Source organism: Sphingopyxis sp. (assembly GCF_965279755.1).
Classification (GTDB): domain Bacteria; phylum Pseudomonadota; class Alphaproteobacteria; order Sphingomonadales; family Sphingomonadaceae; genus Sphingopyxis.
This window is the reverse complement of the sequence record NZ_OZ257261.1, coordinates 1,048,655-1,067,598: the sequence shown is the minus strand read 5'-3', so window position 1 is coordinate 1,067,598 and position 18,944 is coordinate 1,048,655. Positions and strand designations below refer to the sequence as shown.

General features: G+C 65.1%; 18 protein-coding genes and 1 pseudogene. 7 read left to right on the top strand and 12 right to left on the bottom strand.

Annotation, left to right across the window (positions count from 1 at the left end; translation table 11 throughout):
• Window positions 1-44: 44 nt before the first annotated feature.
• The 3 genes from ACQY80_RS05200 to ACQY80_RS05190 all read right to left on the bottom strand — a co-directional run bounded on the left by ACQY80_RS05200 (window position 45) and on the right by ACQY80_RS05190 (window position 4,987).
• Complete coding sequence (locus ACQY80_RS05200; protein WP_428684311.1) at window positions 45-611, bottom strand: CHAP domain-containing protein; 567 nt, start codon at window positions 609-611, stop codon at window positions 45-47.
• A 176-nt stretch (window positions 612-787) separates the two neighbouring features.
• Window positions 788-3,142 carry a putative bifunctional diguanylate cyclase/phosphodiesterase gene (locus tag ACQY80_RS05195; protein WP_428684309.1) on the bottom strand — a complete coding sequence of 785 codons (2,355 nt, stop codon included), beginning with the start codon at window positions 3,140-3,142 and terminating at the stop codon, window positions 788-790.
• A 93-nt stretch (window positions 3,143-3,235) separates the two neighbouring features.
• Complete coding sequence (locus ACQY80_RS05190) at window positions 3,236-4,987, bottom strand: fatty acyl-AMP ligase (protein ID WP_428684307.1); 1,752 nt, start codon at window positions 4,985-4,987, stop codon at window positions 3,236-3,238.
• A 182-nt stretch (window positions 4,988-5,169) separates the two neighbouring features.
• On the opposite strand from ACQY80_RS05190, the gene ACQY80_RS05185 reads away from it, so the two are divergent.
• The 4 genes and pseudogenes from ACQY80_RS05185 to ACQY80_RS05170 all read left to right on the top strand — a co-directional run.
• Window positions 5,170-5,739 (top strand): regulatory protein RecX, encoded by a 570-nt coding sequence (locus ACQY80_RS05185; RefSeq protein ID WP_428684305.1) that lies wholly within the window; start codon window positions 5,170-5,172, stop codon window positions 5,737-5,739.
• A 36-nt stretch (window positions 5,740-5,775) separates the two neighbouring features.
• Window positions 5,776-6,237, top strand: coding sequence for a DUF192 domain-containing protein (locus tag ACQY80_RS05180; protein WP_428684303.1), 462 nt, complete (start codon window positions 5,776-5,778; stop codon window positions 6,235-6,237).
• A gap of 60 nt (window positions 6,238-6,297) precedes the next feature.
• Window positions 6,298-6,684: an NADH:ubiquinone oxidoreductase subunit NDUFA12 gene (locus tag ACQY80_RS05175; protein WP_428684301.1), complete on the top strand. Its 387-nt coding sequence runs from the start codon at window positions 6,298-6,300 to the stop codon at window positions 6,682-6,684.
• A 35-nt stretch (window positions 6,685-6,719) separates the two neighbouring features.
• Window positions 6,720-7,094 (top strand): annotated as a pseudogene (locus ACQY80_RS05170) (DUF2155 domain-containing protein); the annotation flags it as partial.
• Window positions 7,095-7,138: 44 nt separating this feature from the next.
• Here ACQY80_RS05170 and aat read toward each other — a convergent pair.
• Window positions 7,139-7,837: a leucyl/phenylalanyl-tRNA--protein transferase gene (gene aat / locus ACQY80_RS05165; protein WP_428684299.1), complete on the bottom strand. Its 699-nt coding sequence runs from the start codon at window positions 7,835-7,837 to the stop codon at window positions 7,139-7,141.
• 65 nt (window positions 7,838-7,902) lie between these two features.
• Window positions 7,903-8,739 (bottom strand): class I SAM-dependent methyltransferase, encoded by an 837-nt coding sequence (locus tag ACQY80_RS05160; protein WP_428684297.1) that lies wholly within the window; start codon window positions 8,737-8,739, stop codon window positions 7,903-7,905.
• Between the two features lie 56 nt (window positions 8,740-8,795).
• Here ACQY80_RS05160 and ACQY80_RS05155 point away from each other — a divergent pair, with 56 nt between their 5' ends.
• Complete coding sequence (locus tag ACQY80_RS05155) at window positions 8,796-8,981, top strand: hypothetical protein (protein WP_428684295.1); 186 nt, start codon at window positions 8,796-8,798, stop codon at window positions 8,979-8,981.
• Here the strand turns inward: ACQY80_RS05155 and ACQY80_RS05150 are convergent.
• The 6 genes from ACQY80_RS05150 to ACQY80_RS05125 all read right to left on the bottom strand — a co-directional run bounded on the left by ACQY80_RS05150 (window position 8,978) and on the right by ACQY80_RS05125 (window position 15,595).
• Window positions 8,978-10,471 carry a CpaF family protein gene (locus tag ACQY80_RS05150; RefSeq protein ID WP_428684293.1) on the bottom strand — a complete coding sequence of 498 codons (1,494 nt, stop codon included), beginning with the start codon at window positions 10,469-10,471 and terminating at the stop codon, window positions 8,978-8,980. The two genes, ACQY80_RS05155 and ACQY80_RS05150, sit on opposite strands and share 4 nt — an antisense overlap.
• A 189-nt stretch (window positions 10,472-10,660) precedes the next feature.
• The gene (locus ACQY80_RS05145) at window positions 10,661-10,918 is read right to left on the bottom strand and encodes an ATP synthase F1 subunit epsilon (RefSeq protein ID WP_428684292.1); all 258 of its coding nucleotides are present in this window, start codon (window positions 10,916-10,918) and stop codon (window positions 10,661-10,663) included.
• Between the two features lie 45 nt (window positions 10,919-10,963).
• Complete coding sequence (gene atpD / locus ACQY80_RS05140; RefSeq protein ID WP_428684290.1) at window positions 10,964-12,502, bottom strand: F0F1 ATP synthase subunit beta; 1,539 nt, start codon at window positions 12,500-12,502, stop codon at window positions 10,964-10,966.
• 24 nt (window positions 12,503-12,526) lie between these two features.
• Window positions 12,527-13,402, bottom strand: coding sequence for a F0F1 ATP synthase subunit gamma (locus tag ACQY80_RS05135; RefSeq protein ID WP_428684288.1), 876 nt, complete (start codon window positions 13,400-13,402; stop codon window positions 12,527-12,529).
• 57 nt (window positions 13,403-13,459) lie between these two features.
• Window positions 13,460-14,989 carry a F0F1 ATP synthase subunit alpha gene (gene atpA / locus ACQY80_RS05130; RefSeq protein WP_428684286.1) on the bottom strand — a complete coding sequence of 510 codons (1,530 nt, stop codon included), beginning with the start codon at window positions 14,987-14,989 and terminating at the stop codon, window positions 13,460-13,462.
• Between the two features lie 39 nt (window positions 14,990-15,028).
• A complete protein-coding gene (locus tag ACQY80_RS05125) occupies window positions 15,029-15,595 on the bottom strand; it encodes a F0F1 ATP synthase subunit delta (RefSeq protein ID WP_428684284.1) in 567 nt (188 codons plus the stop codon).
• 259 nt (window positions 15,596-15,854) lie between these two features.
• Between ACQY80_RS05125 and ACQY80_RS05120 the strand changes: the two genes are divergently transcribed.
• Together ACQY80_RS05120 and ACQY80_RS05115 are read left to right on the top strand one after the other, a co-directional pair.
• Window positions 15,855-16,532, top strand: coding sequence for a dienelactone hydrolase family protein (locus ACQY80_RS05120; RefSeq protein WP_428684282.1), 678 nt, complete (start codon window positions 15,855-15,857; stop codon window positions 16,530-16,532).
• Between the two features lie 302 nt (window positions 16,533-16,834).
• Window positions 16,835-17,284 carry a hypothetical protein gene (locus ACQY80_RS05115; protein WP_428684280.1) on the top strand — a complete coding sequence of 150 codons (450 nt, stop codon included), beginning with the start codon at window positions 16,835-16,837 and terminating at the stop codon, window positions 17,282-17,284.
• 101 nt (window positions 17,285-17,385) lie between these two features.
• Here ACQY80_RS05115 and ACQY80_RS05110 read toward each other — a convergent pair whose 3' ends face one another.
• The gene (locus ACQY80_RS05110; RefSeq protein ID WP_428684278.1) at window positions 17,386-18,930 is read right to left on the bottom strand and encodes a S1C family serine protease; all 1,545 of its coding nucleotides are present in this window, start codon (window positions 18,928-18,930) and stop codon (window positions 17,386-17,388) included.
• Window positions 18,931-18,944 lie beyond the last annotated feature (14 nt).

Sequence of the window (18,944 nt, the reverse complement as noted above, 5' to 3'; positions counted from 1 at the left end):
TGCTTCGCTGCGCTCGCAATGACGTATTTCAGGTAAGGTTTCGCTCAGCGGAGCGAGGCGACGACCATTTCGAGACCGTTGCCCGGCTTCCAGTCGTTCTGGGCCCATTTGGGCTCGCCGCCACCGAAACGGTGGTCGGGCTTGGCATTGCCGCCCGCATAGATGAAGCCCTGCACCGGATTGGCGCGCAGACCAAGGTCACCGATCGGGGCGTACCACACGCGGACCATGCTCCAGTCGCCCTTGTCGCTGACGTCGACGACGCGGACGTTCCGTTCGATCTGACCGCGACGGCCGTTGATCGGCGACCAGTTGGCGTGGTCGATCAGGATTTCGCGGTCGCTGACGACCTTCTTGACGACGGCGACGTGGCCGAGCGGCATGCCGCCGGTGCCGGCAAACGCCATCACCGCGCCCTTGCGGGGTTCCTGGCCGCGATCATATTCGCCGGCGGCCTGCGCCCACCAGGTCTTTGCGTTGCCGCGGATTTCGACGCCCGATTCGGCGCGGGCAAAGGGAACGCACTGCAGATAGTCGCGGGCCACGGCGGGAACGCTGGCGAGCAGCGAAGCACACAGGGCGAACGCACCCAGAAAGCGGCGATTGAGCATTGGAAGGCGACCCCTTTGGCTTGTCTTCAAGCGTTGCAGGGTCTTTGCCGCAGCCCCCGCCGGCCACCAACCACATAGCGGTGAATTGCGCCGGTGATGCGATGAGCGGGGGAACCTTTTGTTAAGCCCTGCCATTCGTCGCGCGAGGGCTTCGGTCCGTCGCCGGATCGCCAGAATCAGGCCGCGGCGATCGCATCCGGCTGCGACGGACGGAACAGCATGAGCACGTCGCTCGCAGGCATCGGACGGCCATAATAATAGCCTTGGATATTGCTGCACCCGAGCGCACGCAGCGTATCGACCTCGACCTCGGTTTCGGCGCCTTCGGCGGTTGTCGACATGCCGAGGCTGTCGGCGAGCGCGACGACGGCGCGGATGATCGCGATCGATTCGATGCTGCCCTTGGCGGCGCCGACGACGAAGCTGCGGTCGACCTTGATCGTCGAAAATTGCGTCTTGCGCAGATAGCCGAGCGACGAATAGCCGGTGCCGAAATCGTCGAGGCTGAGCCGGATGCCGAGCCCGATGAGCTGGTCGAGCAGTTGCGCCGCGCCGCCGCCGTCGCGCAGGAACACGCTTTCGGTCACCTCGATCTCCAGCCGCTGCGGCGGCAGGCCGCTCTGCGCGAGCGCGGAAACGACGACCGAGGCGAAGGCGGGATCGGTGAGCTGTTCGGCCGAAACGTTGACCGCGACCTTAAGGTTCGACGGCCATTTCATCGCCTCGTGGCACGCGGTTCGCAGAACCCATTCGCCGATCGGCGAGATCAGGCGGCTGTCCTCCGCAAGCGGGATGAAGCGGCCGGGGGATACGTTGCCGAGCTTCTGGTTGTGCCAGCGGATCAGGCCCTCGAAGCCGTTGAGCGTGCCGTCGGCGGCGGTGACAACCGGCTGGTAGTAAAGCTCGAACTCGCCGCGATCGAGCGCGCCGCGCAGCTCCTGCTCCATCACGCGGCGCTCCTCGGCCTGCGCGTGGAGCGAGGCGACATAGCCCGCGACGACGTTGCCGCCCTTGTCCTTGGACTTGTAGAGCGCAAGGTCGGCGTTGCGGGTCAGCGTCTCGACCGTCGATCCGTCCTGCGGGCCGATCGCGAAGCCGACGCTGGCGCCGACGAACAGCTGGTGGTTGTCGACCACATAGGGCCGGCTGATCGCGGTGATGATGCGTTTTGCCAGATCCTCGGCCTCGGTCGCCGAGGGGACATTGTGGAGCACGACCGCAAATTCGTCGCCGCCGAGGCGGCCGCAGGTCATGCCGCGTTCCATCATGCCCTTGAGGCGCGCGGCGACCTGCGCGAGCAATTTGTCGCCGGTCGGATGGCCGAGCGTATCGTTGACAGCCTTGAACCGGTCGAGGTCGATCATCAGCATCGCGCAGCGCGATTTCGCCGCGATCGCCTGGGTCAGCGCACGCGAGAGATCCTCGTGCAGGCTGAGGCGGTTGGGAAGCCCGGTCAGATTGTCGAAGCGTGCCATGCGCGCGATCTGCTCGGCGGTCGCATGCTGTTCGGTGACGTCGGATCCGACGCCGCGGAAGCCGAGGAATTTGCTCGTCTCGTCGAGGCGCGGCGAGGCCGACAGCTCCCACCAGCGCGGCTTGCCGCCGATGGTGACGGGAACGATCAGGTTCGAGAAGCTTTCACGCCGCTTCATCCGCTCGGCCATGTCGTGCAGACTTTTGGGGAACTGGCCGGTTTCCCACGCATCGCCCGAGAGGGCCTGGAGCAGCGGCACGCCCTCGAGCGCCTCGGTGGTGCCGCCGAGCGCATAGGCAAGGCGCGGCGAGACGTGGATCAGGCGGCGGTTGTTGTCGGTCTGCCACAGCCAGTCGGCCGAGGTTTCCTCGAACTCGCGGAGCAGCAGGCTGACCGTTTCGGTCTTTTCGTGCAGCGTCTCCTCGGCGCGGCGGAAGCGCACGTGCGAGCGCGCAAAGCGGATGCAGAAGGCGCTGAGCAGAAAACCTGCGACCGCGGCAACCGCGGCAAGAGGCGGGCTGCCCGCGGCGAGCATCGCGCCCATCGCGGACAGGGTGACCGGGGCGATGAAGAGGATACAGGCGCGCGGCAGACTGTGCGCCGCAATCGCCAGCGTCAACATCATGAGCAGTACGATCGACCAGATCGTCAGCACATGTTCGAGCGCGGGCGGATAGCCCCCGATCCAGAAGGGGGAGCCCCAGACGACTGCGGAATAAAGCGCGTGGCGATTGCAAAGCCTGTATTCGGCAAGCCCTGCCACCCTGGGGTCGTCGAGCGGCAGCTGTTCGAAGATGCGGTACGACCAGAGGCTGAAGATCAGCGTGCAGGTGAGCCAGCCGCTGACGATCGGCCAGGGCATGTGGAGCACCATGTTGAACGCCGCGACGAGTGCCATGCCGACCCCCATCCACAGGCGCAGCTTGCCCTTGCCGCGCAGCGGCGCAAGCTGGAGCTGGCGGAGGTCGCCGATATCCTCGTCGCGCGGTCCCAGCCCCAACAGGGCCCGCACGGAAACATCGTCGGCAACAATCTGGTCGGTCAACAGGCTCTTCACCCCGCCTGCTTAGCGCCGGGGGGTTACCCGAAGGTAACTACACGCCTGTTCTGCGACGAAATTTCCGTCCCGCTGCGGGACAGGAACCGGGCGTCAGGCGGCGAGCCGGAACGGCTGGATTTCGCCCGCCAGATATTGCGCGCGCGCCTTCGACCGGCTGAGCTTGCCCGAACTGGTGCGCGGCAGCGTGCGCGGCGGAATCAGCTCGATCAGGCAGTTCATGCCGGTGATCGCCCGGACGCGGTCGCGAATCGTCTCGCGCAGCGCGACGCGTTCATGCTCGTCGCTGGTGCGGCACTGGACGAGCACGGCGGGGGTTTCCTCGCCGCCGGGTGCGGTGATCGCGAAGGCCGCGATGTCGCCCGACTTGAAGCCCGGAAGCTGCTCGACCGCCCACTCGATATCCTGCGGCCAGTGATTCTTGCCGTTGATGATGATCATGTCCTTGGCGCGGCCGACAATATAAATGTAACCGTCTGACAAATAACCCATATCGCCCGTGTCGAGCCAGCCGTCGGCCATACAGGCGGCGGTCGCTTCGGGGTCGCGGAAATAGCCGGTCATCAGCGAGGGCCCGGTGCACCACACCTTGCCGACGGTCTGATCGGGCAGGATGTTGCCGGCCTCGTCGCGGACCTCGATCACCATGTCGCGCGCGGCGCGGCCGCAGTTGACGATCGCGCGGTAGCGCGTCGGACGGCCGGCGTCGTTCGAGGCACCCGACAATTCGGTTTCCTCGACCAGTTCGACGACGATGCCTTCGCCCGGCGGCATGATGCTGACCGCGAGCGTCGCTTCGGCAAGGCCATAGCTCGGCAGGAAGGCGCTTGCCTTGAAGCCGGCGTCGGCGAAGGCGTCGACGAAATGCTGCATGACATCGGGGCGGATCATGTCGGCGCCATTGCCTGCGACGCGCCAGCGCGACAGGTCGAAGCGGTCGGCGACATGCGTCTGGCTCGACACGCGGCGCGCGCAGATGTCGTAGCCGAAGGTCGGCGAATAGCTGAGCGTCGTGCCCTGGTTGCGGCTGATCAGATCGAGCCAGGCGAGCGGACGGCGGGCGAAATCCTCGGTCTTGAGATAGTCGACCGACACCTGGTTCGCGACCGGCGAAAGCAAGCAGCCGACGAGCCCCATGTCATGATACCACGGCAGCCACGAAATGCAGCGGTCGCTGTCGCGCACTTCCATGCCGTGCGAGTGCGCGGCCAGATTGTTGAGCAGGGCGCCGTGAGTGACTGCGACGCCGTGCGGAAAGCGCGTCGAGCCGCTGCTGTACTGAAGGTAGCAGGTTTCGTCGGTCTTCTGTTCGGGCAGGTCGGCGACGGGGGCTGCGCGCATCTCGAATTCGCTCCAGTCGACGGGCTGTACCCCGCGCTGTTCGGCCGCCTCGGCCGCCATCGCGGCGATTTCGGGCGGGAAAAACAGCATCTTGGGGTCGCTGCTGGTGAGCTGGACGACAAGCTGGCCGACGTAGCTGTCGCGGCCGCCGAAGCTTGTGGGCAGGGGCAGCGGCACCGGCCAGGCGCCGGCATAAATGGTGCCGAAGAACAGCGCGGCGAATTCGGGACCGGTTTCGGCGATCAGCGCAATGCGGTCATTGGGCTGCACGCCCGCCGCGATCAGGCGATAGGCGGTGGTAAGCGCGTCGGCCTTCAGCTCGCTATACGGATAGGGTCGCGTCAGCTTGCCGCGCGGATCGTGGAAATTGAGCCCGCGCGTGCCGCTCGCGGCATAGTCGAGCGCTTCGCCGACGGTTGCGAAGTCGGAAAAGCGGCGGGGCTGGGCGCATTCGGTCGGGGTCGGGGCAAGATCTGCCTCCGCTGGGGCGATAATATCGGTCATAAAGGCTTTCGAGTCCCGGCTATCGGGACGCGCGGCAATAATCATGTCATCTTTTTGAGCCATGTCTGCGCTGCGCGATCCCGGTCAGGTGGAACAAATTGGCCCATTTCCGGGCTTTGATGCCCGATATGGCGGTTTTGATCGTTCTCAATCAGGCCCGACTGTGGCATAAACATGGCATTGTGTCCCGTCGCTTTCCGTCCGACCGCTCCCGCAAACCGCTCGGCGCAGCCAGGCTCGACGAGTTGGCGCTCGCCTATGTTGCGCGTTTCGCCACGAGTCGGGCCAAGCTGACGCGCTATCTCGCTCGAAAGGTTCGCGAATCCGAATGGGCTGACGAAAGTGACGCCATGGCGGCGTGCGAGGCGATCGCCGACCGGATGGCCCGGATGGGGTTTCTCGACGACAAGCAATATGCCGCAATGCGCGCCGGCGCGATGACCCGGCGCGGGTTGGGGGTGCGGCGCGTAAAGGCGCAGCTCTTTGTCGACGGCATCGCGCCCGACGACATCGGTGCGGCAGTCAGCGAGGCCGAAGACAAGGCGATGGCGTCTGCCATCGGTTTTGCGCGCCGCCGACGTTTCGGGCCTTTCGCGACGCGGACCAGCGACGATCCGAAGGATCGCGAGCGGCAGGTCGCCGCGTTCGCGCGTGCCGGTCATTCGCTCGCCCTTGCGCGCCGGATCCTCGCCGTCCCGTCGGGGGACGCCGACGCACTGGCGGCGCTGGACGGCGAAGCGGCGCTCGATTAGGCCGCGTAAACCTGTTTTCGGGATAAGGATTTGCCGATGCGCGCGCTGTTCACCGCTCTGGCTCTTTCGCTTGCGCTGCCGATGGCGGCGTGCAGCAAGAATGGGAGCGAGTCCGAAAACGCCGCGACGATCCCGGTGACCGTGACGATGGCGGGCAAGGCGCACCGCTTCAATGTCGAGGTCGCGCGCAGCGATGCCGAGCAGGAGCAGGGGCTGATGTTCCGCACCAGCCTGCCCAGGGATGGCGGGATGCTCTTTCCGTTCGCGAAGCCCAAGCTCGCGAGCTTCTGGATGAAGAATACGCTGATCCCGCTCGACATGATCTTCGTGCGCAGCGACGGCAGCATCGACCGCATCGCCGAAAATACGATCCCCGAATCGCTCGAGCCCGTCGTTAGTGGCGGCGAGGTGGCGGCGGTGCTCGAACTCGCGGGCGGCAGCGCCGCCGAGCTCGGCCTCGACGAGAGCGCGAAGGTGACGTGGCAGGACAAGAAATAGCCGCCTGCTGCGCGGTTTGCGGCTTGCACAGCGCGCCGCCTTGCCTGTAAACGGCCAGCCATGAGCATCCTCGGCAAGATTTTCACTTGGTGGGACGGCGCGACCGTCGGAACGCTGCTGAACAGCTGGAGCAGCGGCGAAAAGGTCGGCGAGGACAGTCTCGGCAACCGCTATTTCCGCGCGAAGAAGGGCAACCGCCGTTGGGTTCTGTATAATGGCTCGAACGACGCGAGCCGCGTGCCGCCCGAATGGCACGGCTGGCTGCACGGCACGCTCGACGAGCTGCCCGGCGACGTTCTGCCTGCCCCCCGCGCGTGGGAGCAGGAACCGAGCGCGAATCTGACCGGGAGCCTTGGCGCCTATCGCCCGGCGGGCGCGCTTGAGCGCGGCGGCCACCGCGCTGCGGCGACCGGCGATTACGAGGCGTGGCGTCCCGGCGCCGACTGAGCTTCGTGAGCGGCAATCTTTCCCGTGCCCTGCTGATGGCGCTTTTCGCGGCGACCGCGCTCAGCGCGTGTGACCGCGGCAGTAATGGCAAGCGGCCGGGGGAGACGAGCGCGCAGCTCGCCAAGACCGAAAGTGTCCCCCGGGAAGTCGGCGGGATCGAGGGGGCGACCCCGATGGACCAGCGTGTTGCTGTGCTGGGCCTGCTCAACAAGCGCAACGGCCTCGTCCGCGAGCTCGAAATGAAGCCCGGCGAGAGCGCGCGCGTCGGCCGTGCGATCGTGCGCCTGCGCGCGTGCGAACAGACGGCGCCGTGGGAAGATCCGCCCGAGACCGGCGCTTTCGTCCAGCTGACCGTGCAGGATCAGCGCGACGATAAATGGTATCGCGTCTTTTCGGGCTGGCTGTTCCGCGAGCGCCCCGAGCGCAACGTGATCCAGCACCCGATCTATGACGTCTATGTCAAAAGCTGTGCGATGACATATCCAGGCGGCGAGCCGGTCGAGCGCGCCAAGCCCAAATCGCCCTCGGCCGCGCCCAAGGCATCGAGCGCGCCCCAGTCGCCGGAAACGAACGGCGGCGAGGGAGCTGCGGCACCCGCTGCTCCGGCACCCAGGGCGGCCCCCGCCGCAGCGCCTTCGGCCAAGACCGAGTAGAGCCGCGCCAGATAGTCGGACTGCGGAATTTCGATCGCGCCCAGACTTTCCAGATGTGGCGTGATGAACTGGCAGTCGAGCAGCTTCCACCCGCCGGCGCGCAGGCGCGCGACAAGATGCGCGAGCGCGACCTTCGACGCATCGCGCGCGCGGCTGACCATCGATTCGCCGAAGAAGGCGCGGCCGAGCGACACGCCGTAGAGCCCTCCGGCGAGATCGCCGTCCAGCCATACCTCGACGCTGTGCGCGTGGCCGAGCTGGAACAGCCGTTCATAGCTCGTCTTGATCACCGGGTTGATCCACGTCGTCGGCCGGTCGTCGGCGGGCTCGGCGCAAAGCGCCATCATCTCGCGGAACGCAATGTCGGTGGTGACCCGGAAACGGTCGGAGACGATGACCTTCTTCAGGCTGCGCGACAGGTGAAAGCCGTCCAGCGGCAGGATCGCGCGCAGCCGCGGTTCGACCCAATGGACCGACGGGTCGTCCGCCCCGTCGGCCATCGGAAACAACCCCTGCGCATAAGCGCTCAGCAGCAGCGCGGGGTCGATCGATTCGAGATGGCGGCTCAGCTTGCCGGCTTCACGAATTTGATCGTCATGCGATCCGATTCGCCGATCGCCAGATATTTGTCGCGATCGACATCCTTTTTGGTCAGCGTCGGGGGCAGCGTCCACACCCCGTCGGGATAGTCGTGTGTGTCCTTGGGGTTGGCGTTGATGTCGCTCTCGCCCGCGAGCTTGAAACCGGCCGCCTCGGCAAAGGCGACGATCGACGAGCGCTTCATGTAGCCGCTCTTTTCCTCAAGCGCCGAATCCATGTCTTCGGGCAGGCGGTGCTCCTCGATGCCCAGCACACCGCCGGGTTTCAGCATCGCATAGATCTGGCGAAAGGCCTCGGCGGTGTTGTCCTTGCCGCCGAAGCGCCAGTTGTGGATGTTGCGGAAGGTCAGGACGAAATCGGCGCTGCCGTCGGGGACTTTCGGCCCGGCACCGGTCGCTGGAAATTCGGCGAGCTTGAGCGCGCCATAGACGTCGGGCTTGGCGCCCTGCCATTCCTTGAGCCGGTTCAGGCCCTTTTCCCACGGCGCGGCGGCATAGAGGGTGCCGCCGCCTGCCTTTGACAAGGGCGCGAGGATTTCGGTGTACCAGCCGCCGCCGGGCCACAGTTCGACCACCGTGTCGCCGGGCTTCACGCCGAAGAAGGCGAGCGTTCCGGCGGGGTGGCGATATTTGTCGCGCGCGATGTTCGCCGGGGAACGGGTTGGCGCGGCGACCGCGGCGGCGATCGCGTCGCCGGGCTTGGCCGCGCTGTCCTTCGCGGTCGCGTCGGGCGCGGGCGCGCTGCAGGCGGCAACGGCGGCGGTCAGCAACGCGGCTATTGCAACGGGACGAAAATGACGCATATCGGCACCTCTTTCTTGGGGGGAATATGCCCCTGTTTGCGAAGGGATGCGCGTCAATGCAAGGGTCGATGCTGACGATCGGGATCAGCGCTGCGGCGCTGTTCGGCATCGCCGAGGTCGCCAACTGGCGCCGCAACAACCGCCGCGACGTCGATAACGTCGGCTTTATGCCGTGGCGCGGGATCGCGCTCGCCTCGGCGGCGATCGCGATCTTCGCGACGGCGTTCGCGCTGAGGGGTTAGAGGCAGGCCTCAAGATACGGCTGGTCGAAGCCGTACTGGCGGGCCTTTTCCAGCGTATAGGGACGCAGGCCCATCGCGCGATATTCGCCGATGATCTTCCCGTCCTTGTCCTCGTCCTGATATTCGAACTTGAACAATTCCTGCGTGACGATGACGTCGCCTTCCATGCCGATCACCTCGGTCACGTTGGTGACGCGGCGCGAGCCGTCGCGCAGACGCTTGATCTGGACGATCAGGTCGACCGAGTCGGCGATCTGTTTCGAGATCGCTTCCTTCGGGATCTTGATGTCGCCCATGAGAACCATGTTCTCCATACGGCCAAGGCATTCGCGCGGGCTGTTGCTGTGGAGCGTACACATCGAACCGTCGTGACCGGTGTTCATCGCGGCGAGGAGGTCGAAACATTCCGCGCCACGGACTTCGCCCATGATGATGCGGTCGGGACGCATACGCAGCGCGTTCTTGACGAGGTCGCCCATGTGGATCGCGCCATTGCCCTCAAGGTTCGCGGGGCGCGTTTCGAGCGGCAGCCAGTGCGGCTGCTGCAGACGAAGTTCGGCGGCATCCTCGATGGTCAGCACGCGTTCGCCGGGATCGATCATCTTCGACAGCGCGTTGAGCATCGTCGTCTTACCCGAACCCGTACCGCCCGAGATGACGATGTTGAAGCGGCTGGCGCCCGCGATCTTCAGCGCGGTGCACATCTTCTGGCTCATCGCGCCCCACTGGCAGAGCATGTCGAGCGTGATCGGCTTGGCCGAGAATTTACGAATCGAGATCGCGGTGCCGCGCAGCGACAGCGGCGGGACGATCACGTTGACGCGGCTGCCGTCCTTGAGGCGGGCGTCGGCAAGCGGCGTGGTCTGGTCGACGCGGCGGCCGACCTGGTTGCAGATGCGCTGCGCGATCTGGAACAGATGCTGTTCGTCGCGGAACTGGATCGGCGCAATGACCAGCTGGCCCTTCTTTTCGATATAGGTCTGGTAGGGGCCGTTGACCATGATGTCGGAGATGTCGGGGTCGGACAGCAGCTCTTCGAGCGGTCCGAAGCCGAGCAGTTCGTCGACGAGAACCTTTTCGAGCGCGAATTGTTCGCGGCGGTTGAGCGTGATGCGGAGTTCGGCGAGCACTTCGAGAATGATCGGGCGGAATTCCTCGGTCAGCTCGTCCTTGCTGAGCGTCGCGGCCGCCTCGGGATCGACGCGTTCGAGCAGGCGCGGCAGCACCTGTTCCTTGATCTTGTGGACGCTCGCCTCGAACCCTTGCGCCTTTTCGGGCTCGGCCATGTCGGCGGTCGAGCGCTGGTTCAGCCGCTCCATCGCCTCTTCTTCGGGGGTCAGGTTCGACGGAATCGGCGGCGGCGCCGGCTCGGGCGTTTCGATGGCAGGGAATTGCGAGCCGCCACCCATGCCTGCGCCAGTCTGCATCGGCTTCGCCACGCCAAAGGCGGGGCGGCCAGCGGTACCGGGTCGGCGTCCGAATGCACTCATGTCATCATCCTGCTTCGAATCTGTACGAGCGGAGATTGGCCGAATTCGTGGTCAAACCCCCATCCGACACGGTGAATAAACCGGAAACTTTGACATTATCCTAATGCCGCCCGTCGTCGGTCGCGGGCACAAAAAAGCCCGCATCCTTGCGGGATGCGGGCTTCTTGATCCGCGTGGACGGCGGAAACTTCAGCTTGCGATATGCTCGGCGAGGACGGTCAGACCGGCCTCGTTCACCTCGGCAAAGCCACCTTCGACTTCGATCGTCTCGGGCGTCGCGCCATTGGTGGCATAAATCGTCAGCGGGCCGTTGCGCAGCGTCGCCATGAAGGGCGCGTGGCCTTCGAGCACCGAGAAGTCGCCCTCGCTGCCCGGCACGGTGACCATATAGACGTCGCTCGACCGCTCAAGACGGGCGGGGGTGACGAGTTCGAACTTCAGAGCCATATCAGTCTCTCAATCCCTCCCGCCGGAGCGGGAGGGCTATAGGGTTTACGCAGCGTCGGCAGCCAGCTTGGCGGCCTTGGCGACTGCTTCCTCGATGCCGCCGACCATATAGAAGGCGGCTTCGGGGAGGTGGTCGTACTCGCCGTCGACGACGGCCTTGAACGACTTCACCGTGTCTTCGATCGCGACAAACTTGCCGGGGATGCCGGTGAAGACTTCGGCGACGTGGAACGGCTGCGACAGGAAGCGCTGGATTTTGCGCGCGCGGGCGACGACCAGCTTATCTTCTTCAGACAGTTCGTCCATGCCGAGGATCGCGATGATGTCCTGCAGCGACTTGTACTTCTGCAGCGTCTCCTGAACGCGGCGGGCGGTCTCGTAATGCTCCTGACCGACGGTCGCGGCGGTCAGAACGCGCGAGGTCGAATCGAGCGGATCGACCGCGGGGTAGATGCCCAGTTCCGAAATCGCGCGGTTCAGCGTCGTCGTCGCGTCGAGGTGAGCGAACGAGGTTGCCGGCGCCGGATCTGTAAGATCGTCCGCGGGAACGTAAATGGCCTGCACCGAGGTGATCGAACCCTTGGTGGTCGAGGTGATGCGTTCCTGCAGCGCGCCCATGTCGGTCGACAGGGTCGGCTGATAGCCCACGGCCGACGGAATACGGCCGAGCAGTGCCGACACTTCCGAACCCGCCTGCGTGAAGCGGAAGATGTTGTCGACGAAGAACAGAACGTCCTGGCCTTCCTGGTCGCGGAAATATTCGGCCATCGTCAGACCCGAGAGGGCGACGCGAGCGCGGGCGCCCGGGGGCTCGTTCATCTGGCCGAACACCAGCGCAACCTTCGATCCTTCGGGGGTCGGGTTGCCGTCGGCGTCCTTGGCGATAACGCCGGCGTCGAGGAATTCGTGATACAGATCGTTGCCTTCGCGGGTGCGTTCACCGACGCCCGCGAACACCGACACGCCGCCGTGGCCCTTGGCGATGTTGTTGATCAGTTCCTGAATGAGAACGGTCTTGCCGACGCCGGCGCCGCCGAACAGGCCGATCTTGCCGCCCTTTGCATAGGGGGCGATCAGGTCGATGACCTTGATGCCGGTGACGAGGATCGCGGCTTCGGTCGACTGGTCGACGAATTCGGGAGCCTTGGCGTGGATCGGAGCCGACATGCCGGCGTTGACCGGACCGCGTTCGTCGATCGGGTCGCCGATGACGTTGAGAATGCGGCCGAGCGTCTGCGGGCCGACGGGCACGGTAATCTGCGCGCCGGTGTCGCGAACCGGCTGGCCGCGGGTCAGGCCGTCGGTCGCGTCCATCGCGATGGTGCGGACGGTGTTTTCACCGAGGTGCTGCGCGACTTCGAGAACGAGGCGGTTGCCGTTGTTGTCGGTTTCCAGCGCGTTCAGAATGGCGGGCAGGGTGCCGGTGAACTGGACGTCGACGACGGCGCCGATGACCTGCGCGACGCGGCCCGTCGCGGTGCCGGCCGTTGCAGTGGCCTTCGGAGCTGCGGCCTTCTTCGGCGCAGCAGCCTTGGGCGCGGCGGCCTTCTTGGCGGGGGCCTTCTTTTCGGGAGCGGTAGCCATTGGTTTCTTCCTTGCTTGGATAGCTTACAGCGCTTCGGCGCCAGCGATGATTTCGATGAGCTCTGTGGTGATCGCCGCCTGACGCGTGCGGTTGTAAACGATGGTCAGCTTGTTGATCAGGTCGCCCGCGTTGCGCGTCGCATTGTCCATCGCGGTCATCGACGCACCCTGCTCGGACGCGGCGTTTTCAAGGAGGCCCTTGAAGATCTGGATGGTGACGTTGCGCGGCAGCAGGTCGGCGAGGATCGCCTCCTCGTCGGGCTCATATTCGACCGCTGCACCGCTCGACGCCGGCGCTTCGGCCGGGGCGGGAACGGGGATCAGTTGCTGGCCGGTCGCTTCCTGCAGAAGCGCCGAGCGGAACTTCGAATAGAAGAGGTGCGCAACGTCGAAGGCGCCTGCTTCGAACAGCTCCATCACCTTCGCCGAAACATCATGGGCCTGCTCGAAGCCGATGTCGCGGATACCGGTGGTTTCGTACTGCTCGATGATCTGGCCGGGGAACAGGCGGGCGATCACCGGGCGACCCTTGCGGCCGATGAGGAAGAAGGCGACCTTCTTGCCCTGCGCTTGCAGCTCGAGTGCCTTGTCGCGCGCGGCCTTGACGATGTTCGAGTTGAACGCACCGGCGAGGCCGCGGTCGCTGTTGAGCACGACCAGCAGATGCGTGTCGCTCTTGCCCGAGCCCGACAGCAGCTTCGGCGCCGAATCCGACGCGCCGACCTTCGACGCGAGGCTGGCAACGACGCCTTCGAGACGCTCGGCATAGGGACGCGCGGCTTCGGCCGCGGCCTGCGCCTTGCGAAGCTTGGCGGCGGCGACCATTTTCTTGGCCTTGGTGATCTTCTGGGTCGATTTGACCGAGACGATGCGCCCTTTGAGTTCCTTAAGCGATGCCATTACGGCCCCTCTTGTTCGTCAGCCCGGCGCTGGTGGCCGGGCTCACGGTAACTTGGCTTATGCGAAAATCTTGCCGAACGCGTCGAGCGCCGCGACCAGACCCTTCTTGGCGTCGTCGCCAAGGTCCTTGGTATCGCGGATCGTCTTCAGCACATCGGCATGGTCGCTGCGCAGATAGGCGAGCATCGCCTGCTCGTAACGCGACACGTCGGTCGTCGCGACATTGTCGAGATAGCCGTTGGTGCCGGCGAAGATCGACGCGGTCTGTTCCTCGAACGGCATCGGCTGGAACTGCGGCTGCTTCAGCAGCTGCGTCAGGCGCGCGCCGCGGTTGAGCAGCTTCTGCGTTGAGGCGTCGAGGTCCGAACCGAACTGCGCGAAGGCTTCCATTTCGCGATACTGCGCGAGCTCGAGCTTGATCGAGCCCGACACCTTCTTCATCGCCTTGGTCTGTGCGGCCGAGCCGACGCGCGACACCGACAGGCCGACGTTGATTGCGGGACGGATACCGGCGTTGAACAGGTTGGTTTCGAGGAAGATCTGGCCGTCGGTGATCGAAATCACGTTGGTCGGGATGTACGCCGAAACGTCGCCAGCCTGCGTTTCGATGATCGGCAGCGCGGTGAGCGAACCCGAACCATTGTCGCTGTTCATCTTTGCAGCGCGCTCGAGCAGGCGGCTGTGGAGATAGAAAACGTCGCCCGGATAGGCTTCGCGGCCCGGCGGGCGGCGCAGCAGCAGCGACATCTGGCGATAGGCGACCGCCTGCTTCGACAGATCGTCATAAACGATGACGGCGTGCATGCCGTTGTCGCGGAAGAATTCGCCCATCGTCACCCCGGTGTAGGGTGCGAGATACTGCAGCGGAGCGGGCTCCGACGCGGTCGCGGCAACGACGATCGAATATTCCATCGCGCCATTTTCTTCGAGCTGGCGGACGATCTGCGCGACGGTCGAGCGCTTCTGGCCGACAGCGACGTAGATGCAGTACAGCTTCTTTGATTCATCGTCGCCGGCGTTGGCCTGCTTCTGGTTGATGAAGGTGTCGATCGCGACAGCGGTCTTGCCTGTCTGGCGGTCGCCGATGATCAGTTCGCGCTGGCCGCGGCCGACGGGGACGAGGGCGTCGAGCGCCTTGAGGCCGGTCTGGACGGGTTCGTGAACCGAGGTGCGCGGGATGATGCCCGGCGCCTTCACTTCGACGCGCATGCGCTTGTCGGCCTTGATCGGGCCCTTGCCGTCGATCGGATTGCCGAGGCCATCGACGACGCGGCCGAGCAGGCCCTTGCCGACGGGAACGTCAACGATCGTGCCGGTCCGCTTGACGACGTCGCCTTCCTTGATCTCGCTGTCCGAGCCGAAGATCACGATGCCGACGTTGTCGGATTCGAGGTTCAGGGCCATGCCCTTCACGCCGTTGGCGAATTCGACCATTTCACCGGCCTGGACGTTGTCGAGGCCGTGGACGCGGGCGATGCCGTCACCGACCGACAGCACCGAGCCGATCTCGCTGACCGTTGCGTCGGTGCCGAAATTGGCGATCTGGTCCTTGATGACCTTGCTGATTTCAGCGGCGCGGATTTCCATGGTTTAGCCTTTCATCGGGCAAATTGGGCGTACGGGCTTTCAGCCCTTCATCGCCTGGGCGAAACTGTTGAGACGGGTACGGATGCTGCCGTCGATCAGCTGGCTGCCCAGCTGGACGACGAGGCCGCCGAGAATGGCGGGGTCGACGGTGGTCGCGATCTGGACGTCGCGGCCGACACGGGTCTTGAGGTTGGCGGCGAGCGCTTTCAGCTGCTCGGCGCTCAGCGGATGCGCGCTGGTGACCTTTGCGGTCACTTCGCCGCGGTGGTTCGCGACGATCGCATTATAAGCGTCGATCATGCCCGCGACGTCGCCGAGGCGGCGATTCTCGGCGAGCACGCCGAGGAATTTGGTGGTCAGCGAATCGAGCTTCAGCGCCTTGGCGACGGCTTCGATCGCCTTCGCGGCGTCGGCGCGGCCAACAACCGGGCTCGACACGAGCGCGGCAAGATCGGCCGAATCGACGAGCGCCGTCTTCAGCGTCGCGAGGCTCTTTTGAACGCTGTCGATCGCGTTCGATTCGCGCGCCAGATCGAACAGCGCGCTGGCATAGCGACCCGCGAGGCCCGCCGTGATGTTGCCTTGAATGCCGCCGGAATTCTCCACGCGTGAAAGTCCTTTTCTACGATCCCTTGGGGGATGGCCGAGCGGATTTTCATGACGTCCGAAGACACCCCCGCTGTGCAGTCGCGGCGCGCGTAGCAACGATTCCGGCGCAATGCAAGGCGGGGGTGGGGACTTATCCCATACGATCCCATGTCTTCTCCATGTCCGCTTGTCGAAGGACCGTTCTTTCTTCAAAGATCAGGCGAAGGCAGGACCGGAACCCGACGCGTCCGGTCGGGACGGGAGCAGAGGAAAGACCATGGGCGAGATGATCCGGATGACGATGGACGATGGCGCCGCGATTGCCGTCTATCATGCACAGCCCGAGGGAGAGCGCCGCGGCGGGCTTGTCCTCATTCAGGAGATTTTCGGCGTCACCGACCATATCCGCGAGCTGTGCGACGAATATGCCGCCGACGGCTATGAGGTGCTGTCGCCGGCGCTGTTCGACCGCGAGCATCCGGGGTTCGAGAGCGACTATTCGGGCGACCAGTTCCAGCGCGCGGTCCAACTGGCGCGCGAGCTGCATCCGTTCGAGCAGAGCCTGAAGGATGCGCAGACCTGCATCGACGCGTTGAAAGCGAAAGGCCCGGTGTTCATCACCGGCTATTGTTATGGCGGGTCGGTTGCGTGGCGGATGGCGCAGCTCAGCCCCGACCTTGCCGCGGCGTCTTCTTATTATGGCAGCCTCGTCCCGACGATGTTCAAGGACGAGGCGCCCGTCTGCGCCACGATCGCCCATTTCGGCCGCTTCGACGATGGCATCCCGATGGAAGGCGTCGAGGCGCTGATCGCGAAGGCGCACCCCACCGCGCAGATCTTCGTCTATGAGGCGGGCCACGGGTTCAACAGCGACCGGCGCAAGGATTATCACGAGCCGAGCGAAGCGCTGGCGCGCGAGCGGACGCTGATGCTGTTCAAGGCGTGCGGGGGATAAACCTCTGATTCAATATCAGGGCGGGCAAGGACCGCATGGCCATTTTCCAAAGTTCAGGAAAGTTCAGCCTTATGCGCACGGCGGGTTTGCGACCTTGCGGCGTATCGAACGGGTCGACGCGCATTGCCGTGGCCGCGCCCGCAAACGCACCGGATCGCAATCGCTTTTGTCACCAAGTGAAAAGAGCGGGATAAAGGCTGACACAGGCGGATAATGTAGGAAAGGCCTATTTGAAGGCGATGTCGGCTTAGGGGTGGGAAGCGGCCATTGCCAAATGGCTATCGAATGGGCCAGCATAGGCAATGTCAATCAGCGACCACTCCTATGAAGTCATCGATCTCCTTGCTCACGAACGCGGTCTGACCCGTAACAAGTTGAACCTTTCAGACCGGCTGCTTCATGACTTTGGTATGGACGGCGACGATGCCGTGGACTTCTTCAACAGCGTGCATGAGCGGTTCGGGACGGACTTAACTCACCTCCACGAGCATTGGAGCGAACACTTCGGACCAGAGGGGTTTTCTCTCTGGAATGGACTGGTCATCATTCCTGCCGCAGTCATTGGCGGCGCAGTCGCAGGCATGACCGGCCTGTCCGCATTCTGGGGATTTGTCATAGCCGTCGTTCTGCTCGCGACGGGGTTCTGGGCGATGCGGCGATGGGGACCACCTGACACAACCGTCCCTATTACAGTCGCGGAAGTAGTCGCCGCTGTCGGGTCTGGATCGTGGCCCAGCCGCCCTCAACGCTAATATCCGCAACCGGTCGTTAACGGACGAACGCACCCCGCTGGTCGATATGGTTGCCGTCGGTGTCAGCGAACGCGTGCGCGTATATGCTCAGCGCCTGTCGCTCAAGGCGCGGCCGCCGGCGTAAGTCCTGCCGCCGCCTTCTGGCACTGATAGACGAGGCGCTCGTTCGGGGCGGCGGGCAGGACCGAACGGATCGCCTCCTGCTGCGTCGCGAGTCCCGCAAGCGCGTCGGCGTCGGCGGTGCAGCTTTTCAGCGTCACGCCCGCACGAATCTCGCGTGCCTTGGTCATCGTCTCGGCGTCCAGCAGATAGCGTTCGACGCGATATTCTTTACCCGTCGGATCGAGCGAGGCGACCGTTACCGTCGCTTCCTCGTTCGGAACCAGAATACGCTGCCAGTGGCCGTCGGCCCCTTGCGCATATTGGGTGCGGTCGTTGACGCAGCCGTTCGCGGCGATCTTCACCGGCACGTCGGTGGTCGCCGACACGGTGATGCGGCTGCGGTCGGGGCGGATCGTGCAGAGGAACTGGCCCCCGGCGATTTTCGGTGCCTCGGTCGGCGCCGCCGCCTTCGGATCGTCCTTGACCTCGGCATGCGCGTCGGGCCGCGTCACGAACAGGATCGCGGCGACGACGATCAGCGCCGCGCCGGCACCGCCCGCGATCTTCGCGTTGCGCATATTCTTCTGGCTATAGAACATCAGCCCCGCGCCCGCAGCGAGCGCGCCGATGACGAACAGCACGCCGGCGAGCGCGATGCGGTTCTCGCGCGCGTCGAGTGCTTCTTCCTCGGCGCGCGCCTGCTTGAGCTGGCGGTCGAGCGCGGCGGCGGCGTCTTTCGCGGCATTGGCTTCGGCGGTCTTGCGTGCATCGGCATCGAGCGCCGCGCGGTCGCGCGCGTCGGCTTCCGCCATCGACAGGCAAGGCGTGCCGATCGAGCTATATTGCTGGTCGGCATCCGCCAGGAATTGCGACAGCTCGCGGGTAGAAATCGCAAAGGCGAACGGCGAATCGCCGTCGTCGGCGCGGGTGATCGCGGTGTTGATCCCGACGATGCGGCCGCACTGGTCGACGAGCGGCCCGCCCGAATTGCCGCGCGAGATCTTGGCGGTGTGGACGAGCATCGCGACCCCGTCGACCGCCTGCATGTTCGACAGATTGCCCTCGCTGCGCACCGGGGTGCGCGGGGTGATATAGTCGTTGGCGCTGCGCGCGGTCGCCAGATCGACATTGCCCGGATAGCCCAGCGCGACGACGTCGGCGCCCGAATCGATCGGTCCCGAATAGATGGCGGCGGCGGGCAGGCGGGTGCCGCTGATCTCGATCAGCGCGAGGTCGCGCGCGGTGTCGACCGCGATCAGCTTGCCCGCATAGCTTTTCTGTCCTTCCGACGGGACGACGCCGAGCGCGACATTGCCGGGATATTTGACCGCCGATTCGACGACATGCGCGTTGGTCACGATGCGCGTCGGGGAAATCGCGATGCCGCTGCCGTGGCCGAAGCCGACAACCTCGCCATCGACCATCGCGACGGTGACGACACGCACGACGCTGCGCGAGGAAGCGCTGATATCGTCGGCGGCGCGGGCCGGAAGCGAGACGGAGACGGTGAGGAGGGCGAGCAGGAGCGCAAGGAGGCGGGTCATGGCGGCGACCCTAG

Excerpts from the sequence above, each read along its gene's own strand:
- ACQY80_RS05145 (WP_428684292.1), bottom strand. The coding sequence starts at position 10,918 with ATGGCTCTGAAGTTCGAACTCGTCACCCCCGCCCGTCTTGAGCGGTCG.
- ACQY80_RS05110 (WP_428684278.1), bottom strand. The coding sequence starts at position 18,930 with ATGACCCGCCTCCTTGCGCTCCTGCTCGCCCTCCTCACCGTCTCCGTC.
- ACQY80_RS05190 (WP_428684307.1), bottom strand. The coding sequence starts at position 4,987 with ATGACCGATATTATCGCCCCAGCGGAGGCAGATCTTGCCCCGACCCCG.
- ACQY80_RS05160 (WP_428684297.1), bottom strand. The coding sequence starts at position 8,739 with ATGCGTCATTTTCGTCCCGTTGCAATAGCCGCGTTGCTGACCGCCGCC.
- atpA (WP_428684286.1), bottom strand. The coding sequence starts at position 14,989 with ATGGAAATCCGCGCCGCTGAAATCAGCAAGGTCATCAAGGACCAGATC.
- ACQY80_RS05150 (WP_428684293.1), bottom strand. The coding sequence starts at position 10,471 with ATGAGTGCATTCGGACGCCGACCCGGTACCGCTGGCCGCCCCGCCTTT.
- ACQY80_RS05175 (WP_428684301.1), top strand. The coding sequence starts at position 6,298 with ATGAGCATCCTCGGCAAGATTTTCACTTGGTGGGACGGCGCGACCGTC.
- ACQY80_RS05135 (WP_428684288.1), bottom strand. The coding sequence starts at position 13,402 with ATGGCATCGCTTAAGGAACTCAAAGGGCGCATCGTCTCGGTCAAATCG.
- ACQY80_RS05155 (WP_428684295.1), top strand. The coding sequence starts at position 8,796 with ATGCAAGGGTCGATGCTGACGATCGGGATCAGCGCTGCGGCGCTGTTC.
- ACQY80_RS05200 (WP_428684311.1), bottom strand. The coding sequence starts at position 611 with ATGCTCAATCGCCGCTTTCTGGGTGCGTTCGCCCTGTGTGCTTCGCTG.
- atpD (WP_428684290.1), bottom strand. The coding sequence starts at position 12,502 with ATGGCTACCGCTCCCGAAAAGAAGGCCCCCGCCAAGAAGGCCGCCGCG.
- ACQY80_RS05115 (WP_428684280.1), top strand. The coding sequence starts at position 16,835 with ATGTCAATCAGCGACCACTCCTATGAAGTCATCGATCTCCTTGCTCAC.
- aat (WP_428684299.1), bottom strand. The coding sequence starts at position 7,837 with ATGGCCGACGGGGCGGACGACCCGTCGGTCCATTGGGTCGAACCGCGG.
- ACQY80_RS05180 (WP_428684303.1), top strand. The coding sequence starts at position 5,776 with ATGCGCGCGCTGTTCACCGCTCTGGCTCTTTCGCTTGCGCTGCCGATG.
- ACQY80_RS05120 (WP_428684282.1), top strand. The coding sequence starts at position 15,855 with ATGGGCGAGATGATCCGGATGACGATGGACGATGGCGCCGCGATTGCC.